Origin of the sequence: Rhizobium sp. NFR03 (assembly GCF_900111275.1) — a bacterium.
In the GTDB taxonomy this organism is placed as follows: Bacteria; Pseudomonadota; Alphaproteobacteria; order Rhizobiales; family Rhizobiaceae; genus Ferranicluibacter.
Window position 1 is genome coordinate 294,582 of sequence record NZ_FOGR01000005.1, and the last position, 21,007, is coordinate 315,588.

At 62.6% G+C, this 21,007-nt stretch carries 21 protein-coding genes; 12 read left to right on the top strand and 9 right to left on the bottom strand.

Translation table 11 applies throughout. The features are described from left to right. Positions 1 to 10 precede the first annotated feature (10 nt). Together BSG19_RS17715 and BSG19_RS17720 are read left to right on the top strand one after the other, a co-directional pair. Entirely contained in the window at positions 11 to 550 is a 540-nt protein-coding gene (locus BSG19_RS17715) for a DUF1134 domain-containing protein (protein WP_244529315.1), read from the top strand. A gap of 140 nt (positions 551 to 690) precedes the next feature. Then, positions 691 to 1,833 (top strand): hypothetical protein, encoded by a 1,143-nt coding sequence (locus BSG19_RS17720; protein WP_092989343.1) that lies wholly within the window; start codon positions 691 to 693, stop codon positions 1,831 to 1,833. A gap of 3 nt (positions 1,834 to 1,836) precedes the next feature. Here the strand turns inward: BSG19_RS17720 and BSG19_RS17725 are convergent, their stop codons facing one another. After that, the gene (locus BSG19_RS17725) at positions 1,837 to 2,661 is read right to left on the bottom strand and encodes a TrmH family RNA methyltransferase (RefSeq protein ID WP_092989344.1); all 825 of its coding nucleotides are present in this window, start codon (positions 2,659 to 2,661) and stop codon (positions 1,837 to 1,839) included. A gap of 2 nt (positions 2,662 to 2,663) precedes the next feature. Beyond that, on the bottom strand, positions 2,664 to 3,044 hold the full coding sequence (locus BSG19_RS17730; protein WP_092989345.1) for a hypothetical protein: 381 nt from the start codon (positions 3,042 to 3,044) through the stop codon (positions 2,664 to 2,666). Positions 3,045 to 3,074: 30 nt separating this feature from the next. Between BSG19_RS17730 and BSG19_RS17735 the strand changes: the two genes are divergently transcribed. The 3 genes from BSG19_RS17735 (at position 3,075) to rpoH (ending at position 5,599) form a co-directional block, all read left to right on the top strand. After that, positions 3,075 to 4,097, top strand: coding sequence for an RluA family pseudouridine synthase (locus BSG19_RS17735; RefSeq protein ID WP_092989346.1), 1,023 nt, complete (start codon positions 3,075 to 3,077; stop codon positions 4,095 to 4,097). A gap of 121 nt (positions 4,098 to 4,218) precedes the next feature. After that, a complete protein-coding gene (locus BSG19_RS17740; RefSeq protein WP_092989347.1) occupies positions 4,219 to 4,476 on the top strand; it encodes a DUF2171 domain-containing protein in 258 nt (85 codons plus the stop codon). Positions 4,477 to 4,693: 217 nt separating this feature from the next. Further along, positions 4,694 to 5,599 (top strand): RNA polymerase sigma factor RpoH, encoded by a 906-nt coding sequence (gene rpoH, locus BSG19_RS17745; protein WP_092989348.1) that lies wholly within the window; start codon positions 4,694 to 4,696, stop codon positions 5,597 to 5,599. Positions 5,600 to 5,989: 390 nt separating this feature from the next. Here rpoH and BSG19_RS17750 read toward each other — a convergent pair whose 3' ends face one another. Further along, complete coding sequence (locus BSG19_RS17750) at positions 5,990 to 6,310, bottom strand: hypothetical protein (RefSeq protein WP_092989349.1); 321 nt, start codon at positions 6,308 to 6,310, stop codon at positions 5,990 to 5,992. An 83-nt stretch (positions 6,311 to 6,393) separates the two neighbouring features. Continuing rightward, positions 6,394 to 6,576 carry a hypothetical protein gene (locus tag BSG19_RS17755; protein WP_092989350.1) on the bottom strand — a complete coding sequence of 61 codons (183 nt, stop codon included), beginning with the start codon at positions 6,574 to 6,576 and terminating at the stop codon, positions 6,394 to 6,396. A 169-nt stretch (positions 6,577 to 6,745) separates the two neighbouring features. Between BSG19_RS17755 and BSG19_RS17760 the strand changes: the two genes are divergently transcribed. The 4 genes from BSG19_RS17760 to BSG19_RS17775 all read left to right on the top strand — a co-directional run bounded on the left by BSG19_RS17760 (position 6,746) and on the right by BSG19_RS17775 (position 11,686). Next, positions 6,746 to 8,047 (top strand): amidohydrolase family protein, encoded by a 1,302-nt coding sequence (locus BSG19_RS17760; RefSeq protein ID WP_092989351.1) that lies wholly within the window; start codon positions 6,746 to 6,748, stop codon positions 8,045 to 8,047. Between the two features lie 201 nt (positions 8,048 to 8,248). Then, positions 8,249 to 9,625 (top strand): LLM class flavin-dependent oxidoreductase, encoded by a 1,377-nt coding sequence (locus tag BSG19_RS17765; RefSeq protein ID WP_092989352.1) that lies wholly within the window; start codon positions 8,249 to 8,251, stop codon positions 9,623 to 9,625. Between the two features lie 137 nt (positions 9,626 to 9,762). Continuing rightward, a complete protein-coding gene (locus BSG19_RS17770; protein ID WP_092989353.1) occupies positions 9,763 to 10,290 on the top strand; it encodes a flavin reductase family protein in 528 nt (175 codons plus the stop codon). 10 nt (positions 10,291 to 10,300) lie between these two features. After that, positions 10,301 to 11,686 carry an FAD-binding oxidoreductase gene (locus tag BSG19_RS17775; protein WP_092989354.1) on the top strand — a complete coding sequence of 462 codons (1,386 nt, stop codon included), beginning with the start codon at positions 10,301 to 10,303 and terminating at the stop codon, positions 11,684 to 11,686. Between the two features lie 234 nt (positions 11,687 to 11,920). Here BSG19_RS17775 and BSG19_RS17780 read toward each other — a convergent pair whose 3' ends face one another. The 4 genes from BSG19_RS17780 to BSG19_RS17795 form a co-directional block, all read right to left on the bottom strand. Then, positions 11,921 to 12,712 carry an amino acid ABC transporter ATP-binding protein gene (locus BSG19_RS17780; protein ID WP_092989355.1) on the bottom strand — a complete coding sequence of 264 codons (792 nt, stop codon included), beginning with the start codon at positions 12,710 to 12,712 and terminating at the stop codon, positions 11,921 to 11,923. After that, positions 12,709 to 13,377 (bottom strand): amino acid ABC transporter permease, encoded by a 669-nt coding sequence (locus BSG19_RS17785; protein ID WP_092989356.1) that lies wholly within the window; start codon positions 13,375 to 13,377, stop codon positions 12,709 to 12,711. The genes BSG19_RS17780 and BSG19_RS17785 overlap by 4 nt, the downstream gene beginning before the upstream one ends. Continuing rightward, on the bottom strand, positions 13,374 to 14,015 hold the full coding sequence (locus tag BSG19_RS17790) for an amino acid ABC transporter permease (protein ID WP_092989357.1): 642 nt from the start codon (positions 14,013 to 14,015) through the stop codon (positions 13,374 to 13,376). The genes BSG19_RS17785 and BSG19_RS17790 overlap by 4 nt, the downstream gene beginning before the upstream one ends. A gap of 121 nt (positions 14,016 to 14,136) precedes the next feature. After that, positions 14,137 to 14,964: a transporter substrate-binding domain-containing protein gene (locus BSG19_RS17795; RefSeq protein WP_092989358.1), complete on the bottom strand. Its 828-nt coding sequence runs from the start codon at positions 14,962 to 14,964 to the stop codon at positions 14,137 to 14,139. A gap of 221 nt (positions 14,965 to 15,185) precedes the next feature. On the opposite strand from BSG19_RS17795, the gene hutC reads away from it, so the two are divergent. Then, positions 15,186 to 15,890 carry a histidine utilization repressor gene (gene hutC, locus BSG19_RS17800; RefSeq protein ID WP_092989359.1) on the top strand — a complete coding sequence of 235 codons (705 nt, stop codon included), beginning with the start codon at positions 15,186 to 15,188 and terminating at the stop codon, positions 15,888 to 15,890. A 23-nt stretch (positions 15,891 to 15,913) separates the two neighbouring features. Here hutC and BSG19_RS17805 read toward each other — a convergent pair whose 3' ends face one another. Next, the gene (locus BSG19_RS17805; RefSeq protein WP_092989469.1) at positions 15,914 to 17,242 is read right to left on the bottom strand and encodes an MFS transporter; all 1,329 of its coding nucleotides are present in this window, start codon (positions 17,240 to 17,242) and stop codon (positions 15,914 to 15,916) included. Positions 17,243 to 17,655: 413 nt separating this feature from the next. Here BSG19_RS17805 and cyoA point away from each other — a divergent pair, with 413 nt between their 5' ends. Beyond that, positions 17,656 to 18,957: a ubiquinol oxidase subunit II gene (gene cyoA, locus BSG19_RS17810; RefSeq protein WP_092989360.1), complete on the top strand. Its 1,302-nt coding sequence runs from the start codon at positions 17,656 to 17,658 to the stop codon at positions 18,955 to 18,957. A 48-nt stretch (positions 18,958 to 19,005) separates the two neighbouring features. After that, entirely contained in the window at positions 19,006 to 21,006 is a 2,001-nt protein-coding gene (cyoB, locus tag BSG19_RS17815; protein WP_092989361.1) for a cytochrome o ubiquinol oxidase subunit I, read from the top strand. The last annotated feature ends 1 nt before the right edge of the window (position 21,007 follow it).

Sequence of the window (21,007 nt, forward strand, 5' to 3'; positions counted from 1 at the left end):
CATGTTCGGCATGCTGGCGCTCTGTGTCGGGGTTTCGACCGCCGCCGCGCAAGCCGCCGGCAATACGTCTCAATATTCCATCCAGGAAATCGTGGATGCGGGACATGGGTTCTTCGGGTCCACGTCCGGCGGTCTTGCGAAAGTGGTGGAGCGGGCCTTCCAGAGTTACGGGCTTCCGAACGGCTATATTCTCGGACAGGAAGGCTCTGGCGCCTTCGTTGCCGGGCTGACCTATGGTGAGGGAAGCCTGAACACCAAGAATGCCGGTCAGCACAGTGTCTACTGGCAAGGTCCCTCGCTCGGTCTCGATGCAGGCGGTCAGGGCAGCCGCATCATGATGCTGGTCTATAACCTCCCGAGCGTGCCCGGCCTTTACAAGCGGTTCGGTGGCGTCTCCGGTTCGGCCTATGTCGTGGCCGGCGTCGGCATGACGGTGCTGACGGACGAGCATATCGTGCTCGTCCCTATTCGAACCGGCGTCGGCGCCCGCCTCGGCATTAATGTGGGCTACCTCAAGCTGACGCAGCAGCCGACATGGAACCCCTTCTGACCCTGTTTCCCGGTGTCGTCAGCGTTATGCTTTGGTGGTCTGCGCGTGTCGCCGATCCCTTGCCAATCCGGGGCTGACCGCGAATAATGATGCGCAAGGGGATGATGCCCTTGTCCAACCGCCTGTGAAGTGACCTCCGCGTGATACAATTTGCACTGCTGTTCGCCTTGGGCTTCCTCACCGCGATCTTTCTCGGTGCGCTGGTCGCACCTGTCATCCATCGGCGCATCGTGCGGTTTGCGGAAGATCGGTTGAAGGCGACGACGCCACTGACCCAACAGGAAGTTCGTGCGCAGAAGGATGCGGCACGCGCGATCTATGCCGCGGAAAATGTGCGAACCAGTCAGACGCTGAAGCGCGAGCGCGACAAGGCGATTTCTCTCATGCTGGCGCGCGAGAAGGCCGAGCAGGACATGCGCACGGTCCGCGCCGAGAATGAGGAGCTGCGCGCGCAGCTGGACGAAATGAACGCGGAGGCGGGAGACCTGCGCTCCGGCATCCGGCTTCTGGAGCAGCATATCGAGCGGCTGAAAGATGCGTTGGGCACGCTGGAGACGGATTACGCTTCCAAGACCGAGCAGGCAGCTTTGCTGGCACGCCAGCTCGACAGGGTTTCCGCAGAACTCGATGAAGTCCGGGCCGTCTCGGCTGCGGAAGCGTTGCAGGTCGATGAGCTCCATGCCCGTGCCGGTGGCCTGCGCGATGAGCGCGAAACCCTGCGCGACGAGCGGCGGCGGGAAAGCGAGAGGGCGAAGGCGCTGGAACTGAAGCTGGCGCAGCAGGAGATCCGGGCAAAGCAGCTTGAAGCCCGGTTGGCGACAGCCAATGCGCTGCTGGCCGACCGGGAAACCCACCTGGAACGCGGCAGTGCGGAAATAGACCGCCTGTCTGCGCGTGTTCGCGAGATGACGGCGGAACTGGCGGCAGCCATGCAGGCGTCGCGCGCCGGGCATGACGTCGGTTCGCAGAGCGTCGGACAGGAGAACGCGATCGCGCTTCCGGCACCGGACGAGCCAAGACTGCTCTCGCCGCCCGCCATTCCGACGCCGGAAAGCTTGCGGACCGACGCAGGCGACTTCATCGAGCGCCTTGTTGCCGCAGATCCGGCAGAGGACGCGGCCTTGCGCGAAGACCTGCTGCAGATTGCGGCGGCGATGACGGCGCTGACGGCGAAGACCGAGGGGGAGACATCGCCCATCCCCGCTCTGCTGGCGCGGGAAACCGAAGGCACTACCACGACGCTTGCCGCGCGGACCCGGTCGCTCCTGTCATCGACGTCCTGATATCTAGACAAGGCCATTCAGGCTGGCGATGCGATGAAGGGCTATTCCCGTCGCGGTGGCGACATTGAGGCTGTCGAGACCCGGCTTCTGCCGAATGCGGGCCGTGCGGATCGCGGTCATGATGGCGGGCGGCAGGCCCTCGCCCTCGGCACCCACCACCAGCGCCGTACGCCGGGCCGGCGGAATATCATCCAGATCGGTCTCGCCACGGGGCGACAGGCCCCAGAGCGCAAAGCCGCGATTCTCGATCGCCGCCAGCAGGTCGCCCGCCGTGCCCTGGCGCACGAAAGGTACGGTGAGCACCGCGCCGACGGAGACGCGGATCGCCTTGCGATAGAGCGGATCGCAGCAGGTCTCGTCCAGAAGCACGGCGCTCGCGCCGAAGGCCGCGGCGTTGCGGAAGATCGAGCCGACATTGTCGTGATTGGAAAGACCACAGGCGGCGAGGATCAGACCCTCGGCTGGCAGGGTCGAGAGGATATCATCGAGGGTCTGCCGTCTCTGCCGCATGCCGATGGCAAGCACGCCGCGATGCATGTCGAAGCCGGCGATGGCGTTGAAGACAGCGGCGTCCGCAACGAAGACCGGCACCGTGCTGTCGAACTGCGCAAGAATATCGGCAACACCGGCGACCCGGTTTTCAAGAAGCAGAATCGCCTCGGCCGTAAACGCACCGCCGCCGCCAGCCGAGGCCGCCAGCATGCGCAGCACCACGGTGCCTTCCGCGATGAAGCGGTTGTGGCGGCCTGTGAGGTCGCGCTCACGAATCGAGACGAAGGCGGCGATGCGCGGATCGGCCGGGTCCGTGATGCGCTCGGTGACGCGCACGGTCAGTTCGCGGGTACGGAGATGTCGGCGACGATGCGGTTGGCGGCGATGTCGTAGACGAGCGCCTTGCGGACACCGGCGAGCGTGCCGAAGAACAGGATCTGCCCGCCGGAGAGCGACGTGTCGGTGATCTCGAAGCCCTGCGGCAGGACGGCTGTCGCTGCCAGCGGCGCATCGCTCGGCACGCCGGCTGTCGCGTTTGCCAGGGACGGCGCCGCGCTCGGACGCGTGACCTTGTAGACAATCGCGCCCAGCACGGCCATAAGCATGACCAACATCACACCCGCCGAGACCAGCTGCAGGCGGATCATCTTGCGGCGAACGTTTTCCATGACCGGATCGAGCGGCTTTTCGTCCTGATCGTCTGGTTCCTGGAGCGACATGGGCGGTTTGACCTCACGGATTGAGCAAGAATGAACGACCCCTTTAAAGAAGCGGACGCCGCAAGGAAAGTCCTGACGGCGCAAGAGGATGCATCCGGGCGCATGGATGCGTGGCTGACCGAGCAGATGGACGGGCTTTTCTCGCGCAATCGGCTCAAGGCGCTGATCGAGCAGGGCGCCGTGCGCGTCAACGGCAAGCCGGTGCTGGAGCCCAAGCGCAAGGTGCAGCCGGGGGACGTGTTCGAGATCGGCATGCCGGAGCCTGAAGACCCGGAGCCCAAGGGCGAGAACATCCCGCTCGACGTGCTGTATGAAGACGACGACGTGATCGTGCTCATCAAGCCGCCGGGGCTCGTGGTGCATCCCGGTGCCGGCAACTGGACGGGCACGCTGGTCAATGCGCTCATTCATCATTGCGGCGACAGTCTTTCGGGTATCGGCGGCGTCAAGCGGCCGGGCATCGTCCACCGTCTGGACAAGGACACCAGTGGCGTCATGGTCGTGGCGAAGAACGATCTCGCTCACCGGCACCTTTCCGACCAGTTTGCCGACCACGGCCGCACCGGACCGCTGGAGCGCGCCTATGCCGCCATCGTCTGGGGCCGGCCGCGCGGCCTTCGCGGCACGATCGACGCACCGCTCGGGCGCGCCGGAGACCGGATCAAGCGGGCGGTGAAGAAGCACGATGCGGACGATGCGCGCGAGGCGATCACGCACTATGAAGTGACCGAGCGTTACCACGAAAAGCCCGACGCGACGGCGCTCGCCGCCATGGTCGAATGCCGGCTGGAAACGGGGCGCACGCACCAGATCCGCGTCCACATGGCCTATATCGGGCATCCTCTCGTCGGCGACGTCGATTACGGCGCAGCGTTCCGAACGAAATCGAATCTTCTCCCGGAGCCTGCCAAGGCGGTGGTCGACCGGTTCCCGCGTCAGGCGCTGCATGCCTTCATGCTGGCGTTCGAGCATCCGGCAACCGGGGAAACGATGCGCTTTACCTCGCCACTGCCGGACGACATGCTGGAGCTGGCTGCCGCCCTGAAGGCCTGAGGCCTGTCGTCGCCCCTTCGCGCGGTCGCGAAATCTTGGGTTCTGCATGCATCCTTTTGCCGATGTCGGCGTTTTTCCCGTATCGACAGCCCCAGTATCGACAGCCAAGGAGAGAAACGTCATGATCGATGCCATAGAGATCAAGGAACATGCCGAAGTCATCAGTGCCGATGGCGTGCATGTGGGAACCGTCGACGGTGTCGAAGGCAGCCGTATCAAGCTGACGAAGAAGGACAATCCCGTCGGCCATCAGGATCATCACCATTTCATCGACCTTTCGCTGGTCGATAGTGTCGATGACAACCGTGTACGGCTGAGCGCCAAGAGCGACGAAGCGTTTCTATCCGAGCAGGAGGAAGACGGAGACTCGATCCAGTAGGGTTCGCCTCCGTCCGATAAATGGGCGTGAGGGGTTGAACTCGGCCTCATCATGCCAATCTTACCGAGATATCCCGAAGCCCAAGGATGGGGCCGCAATCGTGCGGCTGCATCCTTGAATCATGCCCGGCCCGTACTTATCTTGGTGACCTGTGGGGTCGAAGGACCCACATGCCCGGCTTGCCAGATGGAGGCCGGAACGAGAAAGGGGTGCAAACATGGCCCGTAGTACGATGCCGACACTGACCGCCGGCGAAGGTGGTCTCAATCGATATCTCGATGAAATCCGCAAATTTCCCATGCTGGAGCCGCAGGTCGAGTATATGCTCGCCAAGCGCTATCAGGAGCATGACGATCGCAAGGCCGCCCACCAGCTCGTAACCAGCCATCTGCGCCTCGTGGCGAAGATTGCGATGGGCTATCGCGGCTACGGCCTGCCGATCGGCGAAGTCGTTTCCGAAGGCAATGTCGGCCTGATGCAGGCCGTGAAGAAGTTCGATCCCGAGCGCGGCTTCCGCCTGGCGACCTACGCCATGTGGTGGATCAAAGCTTCGATCCAGGAATATATCCTGCGCTCATGGTCGCTCGTGAAGATGGGGACGACCGCGAACCAGAAGCGGCTGTTCTTCAATCTTCGGCGCCTCAAGGGCAAGATTCAGGCGCTTGATGAAGGCGACCTGAAGCCGGATCAGGTGAAGCAGATCGCGACGACGCTGAACGTTTCGGAGGCCGAGGTCATTTCGATGAACCAGCGCCTTTCCGGCGACGCTTCGCTCAACGCTCCGATCAAGGCGGGCGAAGGCGAATCCGGTCAGTGGCAGGATTGGCTGGTAGACGACAGCGAGAGCCAGGAAGACATCCTCATCGAGCAGGACGAACTGGAAAATCGCCGTTCGCTTTTGTCGGGTGCGATGAACGTGCTCAACGATCGCGAGCGCCGCATCTTCCAGGCCCGTCGCCTGACGGAAGATCCGGTCACGCTGGAAGAACTCTCGACCGAGTTCGAGATCAGCCGCGAACGTGTCCGTCAGATCGAGGTTCGCGCGTTCGAAAAGGTTCAGGACGCCGTACAGAAGGCGGCTCTGGCGAAGTTGCAGGCTTTGCGGGTCGTCGAGGACGCGTAACCCAAACGGGATTGTCAGATTTAAAAGCCCGGCTGCTCTCGCAGTCGGGCTTTTTGTTTTTTTTCGCTTATGGAGGAGTTGCTGAAAATGCGACCGATCTTTTTAGCGGGTTGGTTCCGAGCGGAGGCTACAAGACGGATATCGATCCGGCATTGCCACAGGTGCTGCGGCGCGGATTGCGGTTAAAGTCATAGGAAAGGGGCAGGTCATGCAGAATACAATGGAGTGCTTCGCCATGCCGACACTGCGGCCCCGGCCTGCTCGCAGGCAGAAAAACCGCGCAACGTGGCCGACGCTGAGGATACTGGCGCTCGCCGGTGCCCTCGCGCTATCTGCCGGATTATGGGTGGCTGGATACGCTCTGGTTCGTCTGATCCTGTAGCTTAAGCGCTATGCGGCGGTGTCTGTCGCTTCGATGAGGATGCGCAGTTCGCAATTCAGCGCGTCGGCGATCTGCCGCGGGTCGTACTCATCCCGCGCGGCTGCATCGATATCGAACAACTCGATAACCGCGAGGTCGATTTGCTGTTCGACCGCTGAGACCGGCTCCGGTTCGTAATAAATCCGGCAATGATCGACAAAATCGCGATCAACCTCGCCATCCAGCAAGAGCGCAAGCGTTTTTCCGTTTTCGTCGCGGAAGTGGAAGACCGTGTTCAGGCCTTCAGGGGTCGTTGCAATGTGACGTGCTGCGAATGCGAGTTCCGACATAGACGACCTCGAATGTTCCCAACAGTCTGCAAACTACCAGATAGTATGGTGCGTTGTCGCTGACTTTTTGCAGTGCAGCAAAATCAGCCGGCAAAGCGTTCCATGACGAAGCTGTCGGGCGAGCCTGATATCAGCCGGTTGGTCTTCTCCAGCGACATGGAACTCATGGAAACAGCCGGCGCATCCCGCTGCGAAAGAACGGTCGCCGTCAGGAAGATGGCGATAAGCGCGATATAGGCTGGCAGGGCTGCAAATCGTTTCGACATGGCATCTCTCCTGGTTTGCGGCACAACTCACGCTTTCCTGGAAAGTTCCGTCGAGCGGCTGGAGGGGCGCATACCGCGGAAAGTGCTTCTTTGCCGGCTTTGTGCGCTTGCCGGTCCGACCTGACCGTTTAAGATGCCTACGGGTAGCCTTTCACGTACGGAGCCGTTGATGACGTTCGACACCATCATTCGCCATGCCAATCTTGCCGATGACCGCGTGGATATCGACATCGCGATTTCGAAGGGCCGTATCGTTGCGGTGGAGCCTGGCATCACGGCGGAGGCAGGCGAGGTCATCGATGCGGGTGGCCGGCTCGTCAGCGCGCCGTTCATCGACATTCACTTTCACATGGATGCGACGCTGTCGCTCGGCACGCCCCGGCTCAATCGCTCGGGTACGCTGCTCGAAGGCATCCAGCTGTGGGGCGAGCTAAAGCCGCTGCTGACCAAGGAGGCGGTCATCGAGCGCGCTTTGCGGTACTGCGATCTCGCGGTCTCGCAAGGGCTGCTCGCCGTGCGCAGCCATGTCGATGTCTGCGACGAGCGCCTGACAGGGGTGGAGGCGTTGCTGGAGGTAAAGGATCTCGTCCGGGACTATCTCGATCTGCAACTGGTGGCCTTTCCACAGGACGGGTATTTCCGCTCGGCCTCCGCGGCCCGCAATCTCGAACGCTCGCTCGACATGGGCGTCGATGTCGTCGGCGGCATTCCGCATTTCGAACGGACGATGGAGGATGGGCGCCGCTCCGTCACCGTGCTCTGCGAGATCGCGGCGGAGCGGGGATTGCTGGTCGACCTGCATTGCGACGAGACGGACGACCCGCTGTCGCGCCATATCGAGACGCTTGCCTATGAGACGCAGCGCCTCGGACTTCAGGGACGCGTCGCCGGCTCGCACCTCACCTCCATGCATTCGATGGACAACTACTACGTTTCCAAGCTGCTGCCGCTGATCGCCGAGGCGGAAATCCATTGCGTGCCCAATCCACTGGCCAACATCGTTCTGCAAGGGCGCCACGACACATACCCCAAGCGGCGCGGCATGATGCGCGTCCCCGAGCTGATGGCGCTCGGCGTGAACGTCGCCTACGGGCAGGACAGTTGCATGGACCCATGGTACTCGTTCGGCAATGCCGACATGCTGGATGTCGCGCACATGGCCGTTCATACGGGGCACATGACGAGCCCGGCGGCGGTCAGAGCCTCTTTTCAGGCTGTGACCGAAAACGCGGCCCGCACCTTCGGGCTCGATGGCTATGGCATCGCGCCGGGGTGTCATGCCGACCTCGTGCTTCTCGAAGCGCGTGATGCCGCGGAGGCGGTACGCATGCGGGCGAACCGTCTGATGGTGCTGCGCCGCGGCAAGATCATCGCGCAGACGCCGCCACGCACCGCTACACTCTCGCTTGCCGGCAGGCCCGGCACGCTGGAACCGTGGCGCTATGCGCCTGTCGAGGCGTCGGCTTCGTGAGCCACGACCTCCCGGCGCCTCGCCTCGGGCAGAGCGAACGCAATGCGGCCGACAGCACAGGCGCGCTTCCCACGGGCGGGTTCAATGCGCAACCGCCGACATGATTGTTTAGAAAAACGCACATAGAACGTCGTTTCCAAGGCTTGTTCGCCGGTCGGTTCCCGCCATACTCCTTCTGTCGACGACACAAGGGGATCTCGCATGGCACGGCAGGACAAGCTCAAGCTAGGGACATTCGTCTATACGTTCGGATTTCACCCGGCGAGCTGGCTGCACCCTTCCAGCGATGTGAACGGGGCAAACGACATCGCGCATCTCAAAAAGGTCGCGCAGATGTCGGAGGCGGCCAAGTTCGATTTCCTGTTCATGGCGGATTCGCCGGCAGCCGGCATCGGCGATCCCGATGCGCTGGCCCGCAGCCCCACCAAGATGAACCGCTTCGAGCCGCTGACGCTTCTCTCGGCGCTGTCCATGGTGACGGAGCGGCTGGGCCTCGTGGCCACGGCATCGACCAGCTATTACGAGCCTTTCAACCTCGCCCGTATTTTCGCCTCCATCGACCAGCTGTCGAACGGGCGCGCCTGCTGGAACGTCGTCACATCGGATCATGACGAGACGGGATATAATTTCAACCGCACCGGTCTGGATCCGCATGCGCTGCGCTACGAGCGCTGCCGGGAGTTCGTGGATGTCGTCTTCGGGCTTTGGGACAGCTTCGAGAAGGATGCTCTGCTGCTTAACCGCGACAGCGGGCTCTACTACGACAAGGCCCGGCACCACATGCTGAACCATGTCGGGAAGCACTATCAGGTGCGTGGTCCGCTGAATATCGCGCCATCCGCGCAGGGCCGGCCCGTGATCGCGCAGGCGGGCGGGTCGGAAGCCGGCATGGATCTTGCGGCACGCACTGCCGAGATCGTCTTCAGCCTCGCGTCCAATATCGAGCGGAACCGCGCCTTCTACACGAACGTCAAGGAACGAATGCCGGCGCTCGGTCGTCATCCCGACGACCTCAAGATCATGCCCGGCGTGGTGCTGAATGTCGGCGAGACGGAGGCCGAGGCGCGCGCCAAGGTCGATTTCCTGATCGACAAGCTTCACCCCGATGTGGGGCGGTTGATGCTGTCGGAATTTCTGGAGGCGGACCTGCGCGGCGTGCCGCTGGACCAACCCTTTCCGATGGACCGGCTTCCCGAGCAGCCGAAGGGTTCCAAGGCGTTGTTCGAGGAGCTGACCGACTTCGTGAGGAAGGGCCATACGGTGGGTGAGCTCATTCGGCTCTATGCCGAAAAGCATACCGGAAACGGCATCACCGGCACGCCGGTTCAGATCGCGGATTTCATGGAAGAATGGTTCGAAACACGGGCGGCGGACGGCTTCATCCTGATGTTCCCGACGCTGCCGGCAAGTCTTGAGGATTTCACGGCGCTGGTGCTGCCGGAATTGCGCCGCCGCGGCCTGTTCCGGGAGGAATACGAGGGCGCGACGCTGCGTGAGAACCTCGGGCTATCCATGCCGGTCAACCGTCATACCGCCGCGCGGCAACTTTCCGGCTCGCCTCACGTTCAGGCTCGGTAAAGCATAAGCGAAGATCGCAGCCCGTCTTTTGCGGTCCCAATTTTGGTAGAAGGAAGATGTTCAGTGCATTCGGATAGACAGGAGGCCCCGGCCGAGGAACCGTCGTGCGGGCTGGTCCAGATACGAGGTGCCGAGACATGACTGCTGCCGTTTATCCGTCGCCCGTAGAGGCGCCCGCGCCCGATGCCGCCGCTTTCAAACTCTCGATGCGCCATCTCGCAGGCGCCGTCTGCGTCATCACGGTGGGCAACGGGGAGGGGCGGACCGGATTTACCGCGACATCGGTTACCTCCCTTTCGGCCGAGGTGCCCTCGGTCATCGTCAGTCTCAACCGGACATCCTCTTCCTGGCCGGTGCTGGAGCGAAGCGGCCATTTCTGCGTCAACGTTCTGGCGGAAGGTCAGGAGGGTGTCGCGAAAGCCTTCGCCGGGGCGGACGGACGTCGCGGCGCCGAGCGCTATGCCGGCGCCGAATGGACGAAACTCGACAGCGGCGGGTGGGCGCTCGCCGATGCGCTGACCGTGATCGATTGCGGCCTCGACGAGGCGCTGCATCGCCACACGCACGCCATCCTCATCGGCCGTGTGCGCAGCGTGCAGGTCCGTCAGGGCGTGGCGCCGCTTCTCTACTTCAATGGCGGCTTCCGCACGCTGCTTCCCGAATAGGACGACCTGCATGCCCGATATCGATGCCGTCATCGCCGCCATTACCGCGGCCGTTCCCGGTGTGGACATTCGGACAGGTGCCGATATCGCAGCCCTCCATCCCGGCGAACATCCCGACAATCTCGGCGGCTTTGCCGTCGTTGCGCCGCGCGATGTCGCTTCGCTCTCAAGAATTGTCGGGATCTGTGCCGGCGCCGAAATTCCGATCGTTACCCATGGCGGGCGGACGGGCCTTGTCGGCGGCGGCATCTCGGCTGCGGGCGAGATCGTCATCTCGCTCCGCCATCTCGACCGCATCATCGAGATCGACCCGATCGGCGGCGTGGCGGTGGTGGAAGCCGGGGTGACCCTTGAGGCATTGCAGCAGGCAGCGGCCGTGGACGGTCTGGAGCCGGGTATCGATCTCGCGGCGCGGGGATCCGCCACGCTCGGCGGCATGGCCTCCACCAATGCCGGCGGCGTCATGGCGTTCCGCAACGGTGTGATGCGCCATCGTGTCCTGGGGCTGGAGGCTGTGTTGCCGGATGGCAGCATCTATCGCGACATGGTGCGTGTGGTGAAAAATTCCGCGGGCTACGACCTGAAGCATCTTCTGATCGGAGCGGAGGGAACGCTCGGCGTCATCACCGGGCTGGTGGTGAAGCTGGACCCGGTGCCGGCGGCCAGCGCCACGGCGCTGTTCGGCCTTCCATCCACGGATGCCGCACTGGCGCTAATGGGTCTCGCCCGGGCCACGGGCCGGTTGCGGGCCTGCGAAGCGATGTGGTCTCGCTATTTCGGTTTGACGGCGCAGCATTTCGGTTGGGCGCAAACGGGCGATGCCACGCCTGTACATCTTGCGGTCGGCCTTGGCGGTGAAACGGACGAGGCGCTTTTCGGCGTGCTTGCCGGGCTCTACGAGGTGATCGCGCAGACCTATCCGGAAACGACGGCCGTGGTTGCCGCTTCCGTGCAACAGGCCCATGAAATCTGGCGGCTGAGGGAGGAGACGGGGTTGATGTATCGCTCCTTTCCCGGCGCGCCTTCCTACGACATTTCCGTGCCGATCGACCGGCTCGGCGCCTACCTCGCACGGATCGCTCCGGCGCTGGACACCATTGACGGCCTCTCTCCGTTCATCTTCGGCCATGTCGCCGACGGGAACCTGCACATCGTCCTCGACCGGCCGGGAAGCTGGATGACGGACGAGCGCCGCGATGCTGTCGAGCGCGTGCTTTATGACGGGATCGGCGCGATGGGCGGCTCGTTTTCCGCCGAGCATGGCGTCGGCTCGAAGCGCATTCACGCGCTGCTAGCGACGGCCGACCCGGTGAAGCTTGCAACCATGCGGGCGATCAAGCAGGCGCTCGACCCGAAGGGGCTTTTAAATCCGGGCAAAGTGCTGCCCGTGGCGTAAGGCCGCCTATCACACGGCTCCGGCTGATTGATTGGGCATTGTTTTGTTGTTGAGTGATGCCATCCTCCCTGCCGTCATGCTCGGTCTTGTGCCGAGCATCTGCTGCACTGTCCGCGATCTGAAGGACCATGGTGTTTGCGGGGACCTCACCAGATCCTCGGCACAAGGCCGAGGATGACGGAGGAGAGGGCGAACGGTTGCTTGACACCAGAACCTGGCATCGATCAAGCCGTATCACACCAGCATCGAGGCGCCGCGGTCGAGATAGGTGTCGAGGAACTGTTCGAGGCGCGGGTGGCGCGGTTTGCCGAAGACCTCCGAAGGCGGGCCGGAGAACAGCAGGCGGCCCTGATCGAGAAAGCTGATCCGGCTGCCGACGGTTGCGGCAAAGCCGATCTCATGGCTGACGACCACCATGGTCATGCCGTCTGCCGCCAGATCCCGCATGACGTTCAGCACCTCGCCGGTCAGTTCCGGATCGAGCGAGGAGGTGGGTTCATCGAACAGCATGATCTTCGGCTTCAGCGCCAACGCCCGCGCAATCGCCACGCGCTGCTGCTGGCCGCCCGAGAGTTGCGAGGGATAGTGCCCGGCGCGGGCTTCCAGTCCGACTTTCACCAGTTGCTCCATGGCACGCGCCTCGGCATCCCTCCGGCTCATCTTGTGCACGGTGCGCAGGGCCTCGCTGACATTGCCGAGCGCCGTCATGTGCGGCCAGAGATTGAACTGCTGGAAGACCATGCCGATCTTCGAGCGGATGGCGCGGTTCGTGACGGCGGGGATGCGCTCACGCACACCGGTCGGGCTTTCCGAAAAGCCGAGCACCTCGCCATCTACTGTAATGGTGCCGCTCGTCGCCTCCTCCAGAAAGGCCATGCAGCGCAGAAGCGTGCTCTTGCCGGAGCCCGAGGGGCCGATGAGGCAGGAGACCTGACCGGGCGGGATGTCCAGATCGATGCCATGCAGGACGGCAGTGTCGCCGTAGCGCTTGACGAGGTTTCGGACGGCGATGGCGGGAAGGGTCATGTCGGGGAAAACCTGTAGCGGGACAAGCGATGCTCGGCATAGCGACCGAGCTTGTCGGTGACTTCCACCAGCACCCAGTAGAAGACGGCGAGCAGGAAGAGCGATTCGACGAAGGCATATTGCTGCGAGCCGATGGCGCTGACGGTCAGCGTCAGTTCCGGCACGGTGATGATGGAGAGGATGGCGGTTTCCTTCATCAGGATGACGGCCATGTTGATGGCGGGCGGCAGCACCAGCATGGTCATCTCAGGAAGAAGGATGCGCCGCACGATCTGGCCCTGGCTGAGGCCGACGCATTCCGCCGCCTCGATATGGCCTTTCGGGATGGCGGCAAAGCCGGCACGGAAGATTTCGCTGAAATAGGCGGCTCCATAGATCGTCAGGCCAAGGAGCCCGGCGGGAATGGGATCGAGCGCGAGACCGATGAAGGGGCCGCCATAATAGAGCAGGAAGATCTGGATCAAAAAGGGCGTGCCGCGCAGGACCTCGACGGCGAGGCCAAGCGGCCAGTCGAGGATGCGGCCGCCATAGCGCCGGCCGACGGCGACGAGAAAGCCGACCGCGGCACCGCCGATGGTTCCGGCAATCCAGAGAAGCAGCGTGACGCCCGCGCCGGAAAGGATGGCCGGGAGCTGCGCGAGAATGACGTCGATATCGAAGGTCATCGCGGCACTCCGGGCAAGGACCGCTCTATGAGGCCACCGGTGCGCGCGACCACCCCGTTGATGACGAGATAGATGAGGCCGGCGCAGGCGAAGAGTTGCAGCGGCAGGAAGGTGCTGCCGGCCAGATCCTGCGCCATGCGCGTCAGTTCGACGATGCCGACGACGGAGACGAGCGAGGACGCCTTGAGGATGAGGATCGCCTCGTTGACGAGCGCGGGAAAGGTGAGCCGCAGCGCGATCGGCACCTTGATGCGCCGGAAGGCCTGGGACGGCGTAAGACCGACCATCTCGGCGGATTCGATCAGTCCGCGGGGAACGCTGGCAAAGCCGCCGCGCAGGTTCTCCGCCTGATAGGCTGCGGTGCAGAGCGAGAGACCGATGATGGCGGCGACGATGCTGGGCACGTTGAGGCCGATGACAGGCAGCAGATTGTAGATCAGCAGCAACTGCACGAGGAGAGGCACGCCGCGAAAGAAGCTGATGAAAATACGGGCAGGAACCGCCAGCGCACGGCGACCGGACAGGAGCATGCCGGAGAGAAGAATGGCGATCGCAAAGCCGATGAGGATCGACACGAGGCTGATGCCGATCGTGTAGAGCGAGGCTTTGAGGAGGAGTTCGAACAGCTTGAAGGACATTGCCGGCCAATTCGTCGGGTGGGCTGTCGGATGCGCAAAGGCGAGCGGGAGAACGGGGCTGAGTGAGGACACGTGCTCCGTGCCGGCTCAGCCCCGCTTTACATTTAAATGGTCGTCTTGATCAGAACGAGGGGTCCGTGACCGCGTCCGGCGTATCGAAGCTGGCGCCGAACCACTTTTCCTGAAGCTTTGCGAGGCGTCCGTCGCCCTTCATCTTGAGCAGCGCGGCATCGATCGCGTCCATCAGCGGGGCGTGGTCTGCGTCTTTGGTGCCAATGAAGCCGAAATAGGCCTTCTGGCCGAAGGGCGGCTGCACGACCTCGAACGTGTCCTTGCGCTGGCTGGCGACGAAGGCAATGTTTGGCAGGGAGTTTGCGACACCGGCGATACGCCCGGCCGCAAGGTCGGCATAGGATTCAGTGAAGGCGGGATATTCGCGGATATCGACCTTCTCGGGAAGCTTTTCGGAATAGCCCTGCAACTGGGCAAGCTGCGCCGTCGCCTTGCCGACGCCGATCTTCTTGCCGGCGATGTCTTCGGGCTTGGTGATGCTGGTATCGCCGGCCTTCTTCAGAATAGCGACCGTGGCCTCGGCCACCGGAGGCGTGAAGCGGTAACGCTCCATGCGGGCCTTGGTGATCGTGGCGGGGCCTGCGACCATGTCGAACTTGCCGGCTTCGAGGCCGGGGAGAACGCCTTCCCACGGGAGGGCGATCCACTCGATTTCGACGCCGAGTTCCTTGCCGAGTTCAGCGAAGACATCGACGTTCAGGCCGGCATGCTCGCCGGCATCGATGAAGTCGAAGGGCGCGAAGGCGGTTTCGGTGCCGACCTTCATGGTGCCGGCGGCCTTGACGCGGGCAAGCGCGTCTTCTGCCTGGGCCGAGAAGGTAGCGCCGAGCAGGAAGGCTGCGGCAGCGAGGCCCTTCAGCAGGAAATGGGATTTCATGGTCGTCTCTCCAGTATCGTGCCGCGTATCCGACGCAGCGTTCCCGTCTTCAGAATTGGATCTGCAGGCTTCTGCGTCCTGCATTTTGACTATACAAATAGACAGGTCCTTGCATAAGGTGTCAACGACAAACTGCCCGCGGTGTGCGGCATCCGCTGCCTGTAACATGCAAGCCTCGTGCCGTGTCAGCGCTTCCCGTCCGCCTTTCTGAGGGCCGTGCCTTGACCTCGCTTCACCAGCGCATATTCGAAGATATCGAGCAGAAGATCATGAGCGGCACGTGGCCGCCGGGGCAGCGCATTCCGGCCGAGCATGAGCTTGAGGTAACCTATGGATGCTCCCGCATGACGGTGAGCAAGGCGCTCTCGGCTCTGGCGACACGGGGCATGATCGTGCGCCGCCGAAGGGCCGGATCCTTTGTCGCTTCGCCGCAGATCGACCGGACCGTCATGGACATTTCCGACATCGGGACGGAGGCGAAAGTGGCAGGCCACACTTACAGTCACCGCATCCTGTCGCGGCGGATAGAGCGGTTATCCACGGCGGATGCCGCCGTGATCGAGGAAGCGGCCGGGGGCGAGGTGTTGCGGGTGGAATGCCTGCATATCGTGGATGCGAAGCCGAACGCGCTGGAAAAACGGCTGATCCTGCTCGACGCAGTGCCTCAGGCACGCGACGAGACCTTCGAGACAAGCCCGCCGGGAAGCTGGCTTCTGGACCAGGTGCCCTGGTCTGAGGCCAAGCACATCATCCGTGCCGTTGCGGCCGATGCGGCGACGGCGAAGCTGCTGACCATCGAGAGACACGCCGCCTGCCTGCTTCTGACCCGCCAGACCTGGCAGAACGGTCGGACGGTGACCTTCGTTGAAATAACGCACCCCGGCGACCGTTACCAGTTCGCCGGGGTGTTTCATCCGTCCAAATAGTGTCGGCAAAGCCGTTTCGGCGACTATTCCCGCGCGAGCAGGCGCTTGTTGAGGAACAGTGCCAGCATGGTGCAGATCGCGCCCGACAGCAGGTAGTACCCTACGAAGGGCAGGCCGAACTTGCTCGACAGGCCGAGCGTGATCAGCGGTGCGAAACCGGCGCCGAGGAACCATGCAAGGTCCGACGTGAAGGCCGCGCCCGAATAACGATAGCCCTGCGTAAAGCGCGATGAGACCGATCCCGCGGCCTGCCCGAAGGAAAGGCCGAGCACGCCGAAGCCGGCGATGACGAAGGACGAGATGCCGGTCTGGCCGGAACCGAGCAGGATCGGGCCGATGAAGCTGAAGATGGCGATGATGATGGCGCCGACGACGAGCTGGCTGCGGCGCCCGATGCGGTCGGCGAGAAGGCCCGAAGCGATGACCGTGAGAATGCCGAGGCCGGCGCCCGCGACCTGAACCAGCATGAACGAACCGATCGACTGGTCGCTGTTCAGGTTCGTCCAGGCCAGCGGAAAGATCGTGACGACGTGGAACATGGCAAAGCTTGCCAGCGGTGCGAAGGCACCGATCAGGATATCGCGGCCATGGGTGCGGATCAGGTCGGTAAAAGCCACGGCTTCCAGCTCGTGACGCTCCAGGAGGTCGCCGAAATCCTTCGTCATGACGAGACGAAGGCGGGCGAAGAGGGCCACGACGTTGATGGCGAAAGCGACGAAGAACGGGTAGCGCCAGCCCCAGGAGAGGAAGTCGGCTTCCGACGTGTTGGCAACGAAGAAGCCGAACAGAATGCTGGCGAGCGCAAAGCCGATCGGCGCGCCAAGCTGCGGGATCATCGCGTACCAGCCACGATGCTTCTCCGGCGCGTTAAGCGCGAGCAGGGACGCAAGGCCGTCCCACGCGCCGCCGAGCGCGAGGCCCTGACCGATGCGGAAGATGGCCAGCAGGTAGATCGACCAGACGCCGGCTTCCTGATAACTGGGCAGAAAGCCCATGCAGACCGTGGAAATGCCGAGGAGAAACAGGGCGATGGTGAGCTTCGTACCGCGTCCGTAGGTCCGGTCGATCGCCATGAAGACGACGGAGCCGATGGGGCGCGCGACGAAGGCCAGCGAGAAGATGCAGAAGGAGTAGAGCGTCGCCGTCAGCGGGTCGGGCTCGAACGAGAAGACGAGCTTGGGGAAAACGAGAACCGAAGCGAGACCGAACACGAAGAAGTCGAAGAACTCCGACATGCGGCCGATGATTACGCCGAGCGCGATCGAGCCGGGAGATACGGGTGCGTCGCCGTGGATCTGCCGCGCGTCACGCTCCAGAGCTGAGGATGAGGGTCCGCCGGACGTCTCTGCTATCGTTGTCATCGGAATGCCTCCATGCCGTCACAGGGCCGCGCGGTTCAACGCGTGCCGTCTTTTGAACGATGTTGATCAAACCGTGCCCGTTATCAAGTGGCAGGCATTATAATTTATATCCAGCGACGATATGACCCGTGTACGGAAGCGGTCATTTCAAGAGCGAGGCTCGACTTTTTCAACGGGACACATATTTCGCATGGAAGCAGGCCTCCAAAGTGGAAGCCTGTGGACGAACTGCTGTTGCGAATGGCGGACCAAGCCTGGTTGCGCGATATGGGGCGGTCTATCGATGCGGCAGGGAATTTTGCCGCAGGGCATCATTTTTGCTGCGGTGCGACCAAACACCTCATATCGTTTATGGTCGCGGAGTATTACTCGCAGGGCAAAGATAACGAAAAGAGCATTGGACCATGGCGAACCTCTATCGACACGCTTGTCGCATCCTCATGCTGCCGCTCCTGGCGGGGCTTGCCGGCTGCAACATGGTGGTGATGTCTCCTTCCGGCGACATCGCAACGCAGCAGCGCGACCTTATCCTGGTCTCCACCTTCCTCATGCTCCTGATCATCATTCCGGTGATCGCGCTGACCTTCTATTTCGCATGGCATTATCGCCGCGCGAACACGGAAGCGGTGTATGATCCCGAATGGCACCACTCCACGCGCCTCGAGGTCGTCATCTGGTCGGCGCCGCTCGCCATCATCGTCGCCCTCGGCGCCGTGACCTGGATCAGCACCCACAAGCTCGATCCCTATCGCCCGATCGACCGCCTGGATGCGGAACGCGCCATTCCGGCAGACGTCAAGCCGCTGACCGTTGAGGTCGTGGCGCTCGACTGGAAGTGGCTCTTTTTCTATCCGGAATACGGCATTGCCACGGTGAACGAACTGGCCGCGCCGGTCGATGTGCCGATCAATTTCAAGATCACCTCCTCCTCGGTCATGAACTCCTTCTACATCCCGGCACTTGCCGGCCAGATCTACGCCATGCCGGGGATGCAGACGCGCCTGCACGCCGTCATCAATGCGCCGGGCGTTTTCGACGGGTTCTCCGCGAACTACAGCGGCGACGGCTTCTCGCACATGCGCTTCAAGTTCCATGGTCTCGACCAGGCCGGCTTCGATGGCTGGGTTGCCAAGGTCAAGCAGCAGGGCACGATGCTCAATCGTGACGCCTATCTCAAGCTCGAAAAGCCGAGCGAGCGCGAGCCGGTGCGGTATTATGGCGGTGTCGAGAACGGTCTCTACGAGGCGGTGCTCAACATGTGCGCCCAGCCCGGCAAGATGTGCATGAACGAGATGATGCATGTCGACATGATGGGCGGCGGCGGCGAGAGCAGCGAAAGCAACCGCGAGCGCCTCGAATATGACAATCGTCATGCCGGTACAGGCGAAGGCACGAATTCCGCGACATTCCCCGCTACAGGTCAGCCGGCCCGCTCGCAGGGCGCACCGGAAGGTCATGACGACAAGGGGCAGCCCAATGCCGCACCGGCCGAGGGTCAGCCCGCTAATGAAGGCGAGCCAGCCAACCAGAACCAGCCGGGCAATGGCGCGCAGCCGATGCAGCATGACATGCAGAACATGAACGGGCACGACATGAACGGGCACCAGATGGGCGGCCAGAACCCGGAGGCTCCGGCCTCTGACAGTGGTTCCGCGACGCCTGACAAGGGCTCCATTGCGCCCGAACAGCTGAACAACTCGAAATGATCGCGGCGCTTTTCCGCACCGCTTGCGACTGCAAGAACTGGGGTCACCATGTTTAATCAGGACATTTCCAGCCTCGTCTTCGGACGATTGACCTTGGAAGCCTTTCCGTACCACGAGCCGATCCTCGTGCTCACCTTCATCGGCGTCGTCATCGGCGGCCTCGCCGTGGTCGGTGCTCTCACCTACTTCAAGCTCTGGGGTTATCTCTGGAACGAGTGGCTGACGAGCGTCGATCACAAGAAGATCGGGATCATGTATGTGATCCTGGCATTGATCATGCTTCTGCGCGGTTTCGCCGACGCCTTGATGATGCGCACCCAGCAGGCCATCGCCTTCAACGGCAATGAAGGCTTCCTGCCGCCGCACCATTACGACCAGGTGTTCACTGCGCATGGCGTCATCATGATCTTCTTCATGGCGATGCCCTTCGTGACGGGCCTGATGAACTTCGTCGTTCCGCTTCAGATCGGCGCGCGCGATGTGTCCTTCCCGTTCCTGAACAATTTCTCGTTCTGGATGACGGCGGCCGGTGCTGCGATCATCATGATCTCGCTGTTCGTCGGCGAATTCGCGCGGACCGGCTGGCTGGCCTATCCGCCGCTCTCCGGCGCTGACTACAGCCCGGGCGTGGGGGTCGATTATTACATCTGGGGCCTGCAGGTGGCGGGTGTCGGCACGACGCTGTCGGGTATCAACCTGATCGCGACGATCGTGAAGATGCGTGCGCCCGGCATGACCATGATGAAGATGCCGATCTTCACCTGGACCTCGCTCTGCACCAACGTGCTGATCGTCGCTTCCTTCCCGATCCTGACCGCGACGCTCGCGCTGCTGTCGCTCGACCGCTATGTGGGCACGCACTTCTTCACGAACGATCTCGGCGGCAACCCGATGATGTATGTGAACCTCATCTGGATCTGGGGTCACCCGGAAGTCTACATCCTGATCCTGCCGGCCTTCGGCATTTTCTCGGAAATCGTCGCCACCTTCAGCGGCAAGCGCCTGTTCGGCTATGCGTCGATGGTCTACGCGACGGTGGTCATCACCATTCTCTCCTACCTCGTTTGGCTCCACCACTTCTTCACCATGGGCTCCGGCGCCAGCGTCAATGCCTTCTTCGGCATCACGACCATGATCATCTCGATCCCGACGGGCGCCAAGATCTTCAACTGGCTGTTCACGATGTATCGCGGGCGCATCCGGTTCGAAGTTCCCATGCTCTGGACGATCGGCTTCATGGTGACCTTCGTCATCGGCGGCATGACGGGCGTCCTGCTCGCCGTACCCCCGGCCGACTTCGTGCTGCACAACTCGCTGTTCCTCATCGCCCACTTCCATAACGTCATCATTGGCGGCGTGGTCTTCGGCGTCATGGCCGGCGTCACCTACTGGTTCCCGAAGGCTTTCGGCTACCGCTTGAACGACTTCTGGGGCAAGATGAGCTTCTGGTTCTGGCTCGTCGGCTTCTACTTCGCCTTCATGCCGCTCTACGTGCTCGGCCTGATGGGCGTTACACGTCGCCTCAGCCAGTTCGAGGATCCCTCGCTGCAGATCTGGTTCATCATCGCGGCCTTCGGCGCCTTCCTGATCGCGCTCGGCATCGGCTCGTTCATCATCCAGCTGGTGGTCAGCTTCCTCCAGCGCGAGCAGAATCGCGACGTCACGGGCGATCCGTGGAACGGCCGGACGCTGGAGTGGTCCACGTCCTCACCGCCGCCGGACTACAATTTCGCCTTCACGCCCGTCATCCACGATCACGACTCGTGGTACGACATGAAGAACCGCGGCTACGAGCGTCCGCTCGGCGGCTTCAAGCCGATCCACATGCCGAAGAACACCGGCACGGGCGTCATTCTCAGCGGGCTGAGCGTCGCCTTCGCCTTCGCCGTCATCTGGTACATCTGGTGGCTCGCCATCGTATCCTTCGTCGGTATCATCGCGGTGTCCATCGGACATACCTTCAACTACAACCGCGATTTCTACATTCCGGCGGATGACGTCGTCACAACGGAAGGGGAGCGCACACGTCAGCTCTCCGGGCAGGCCTGAT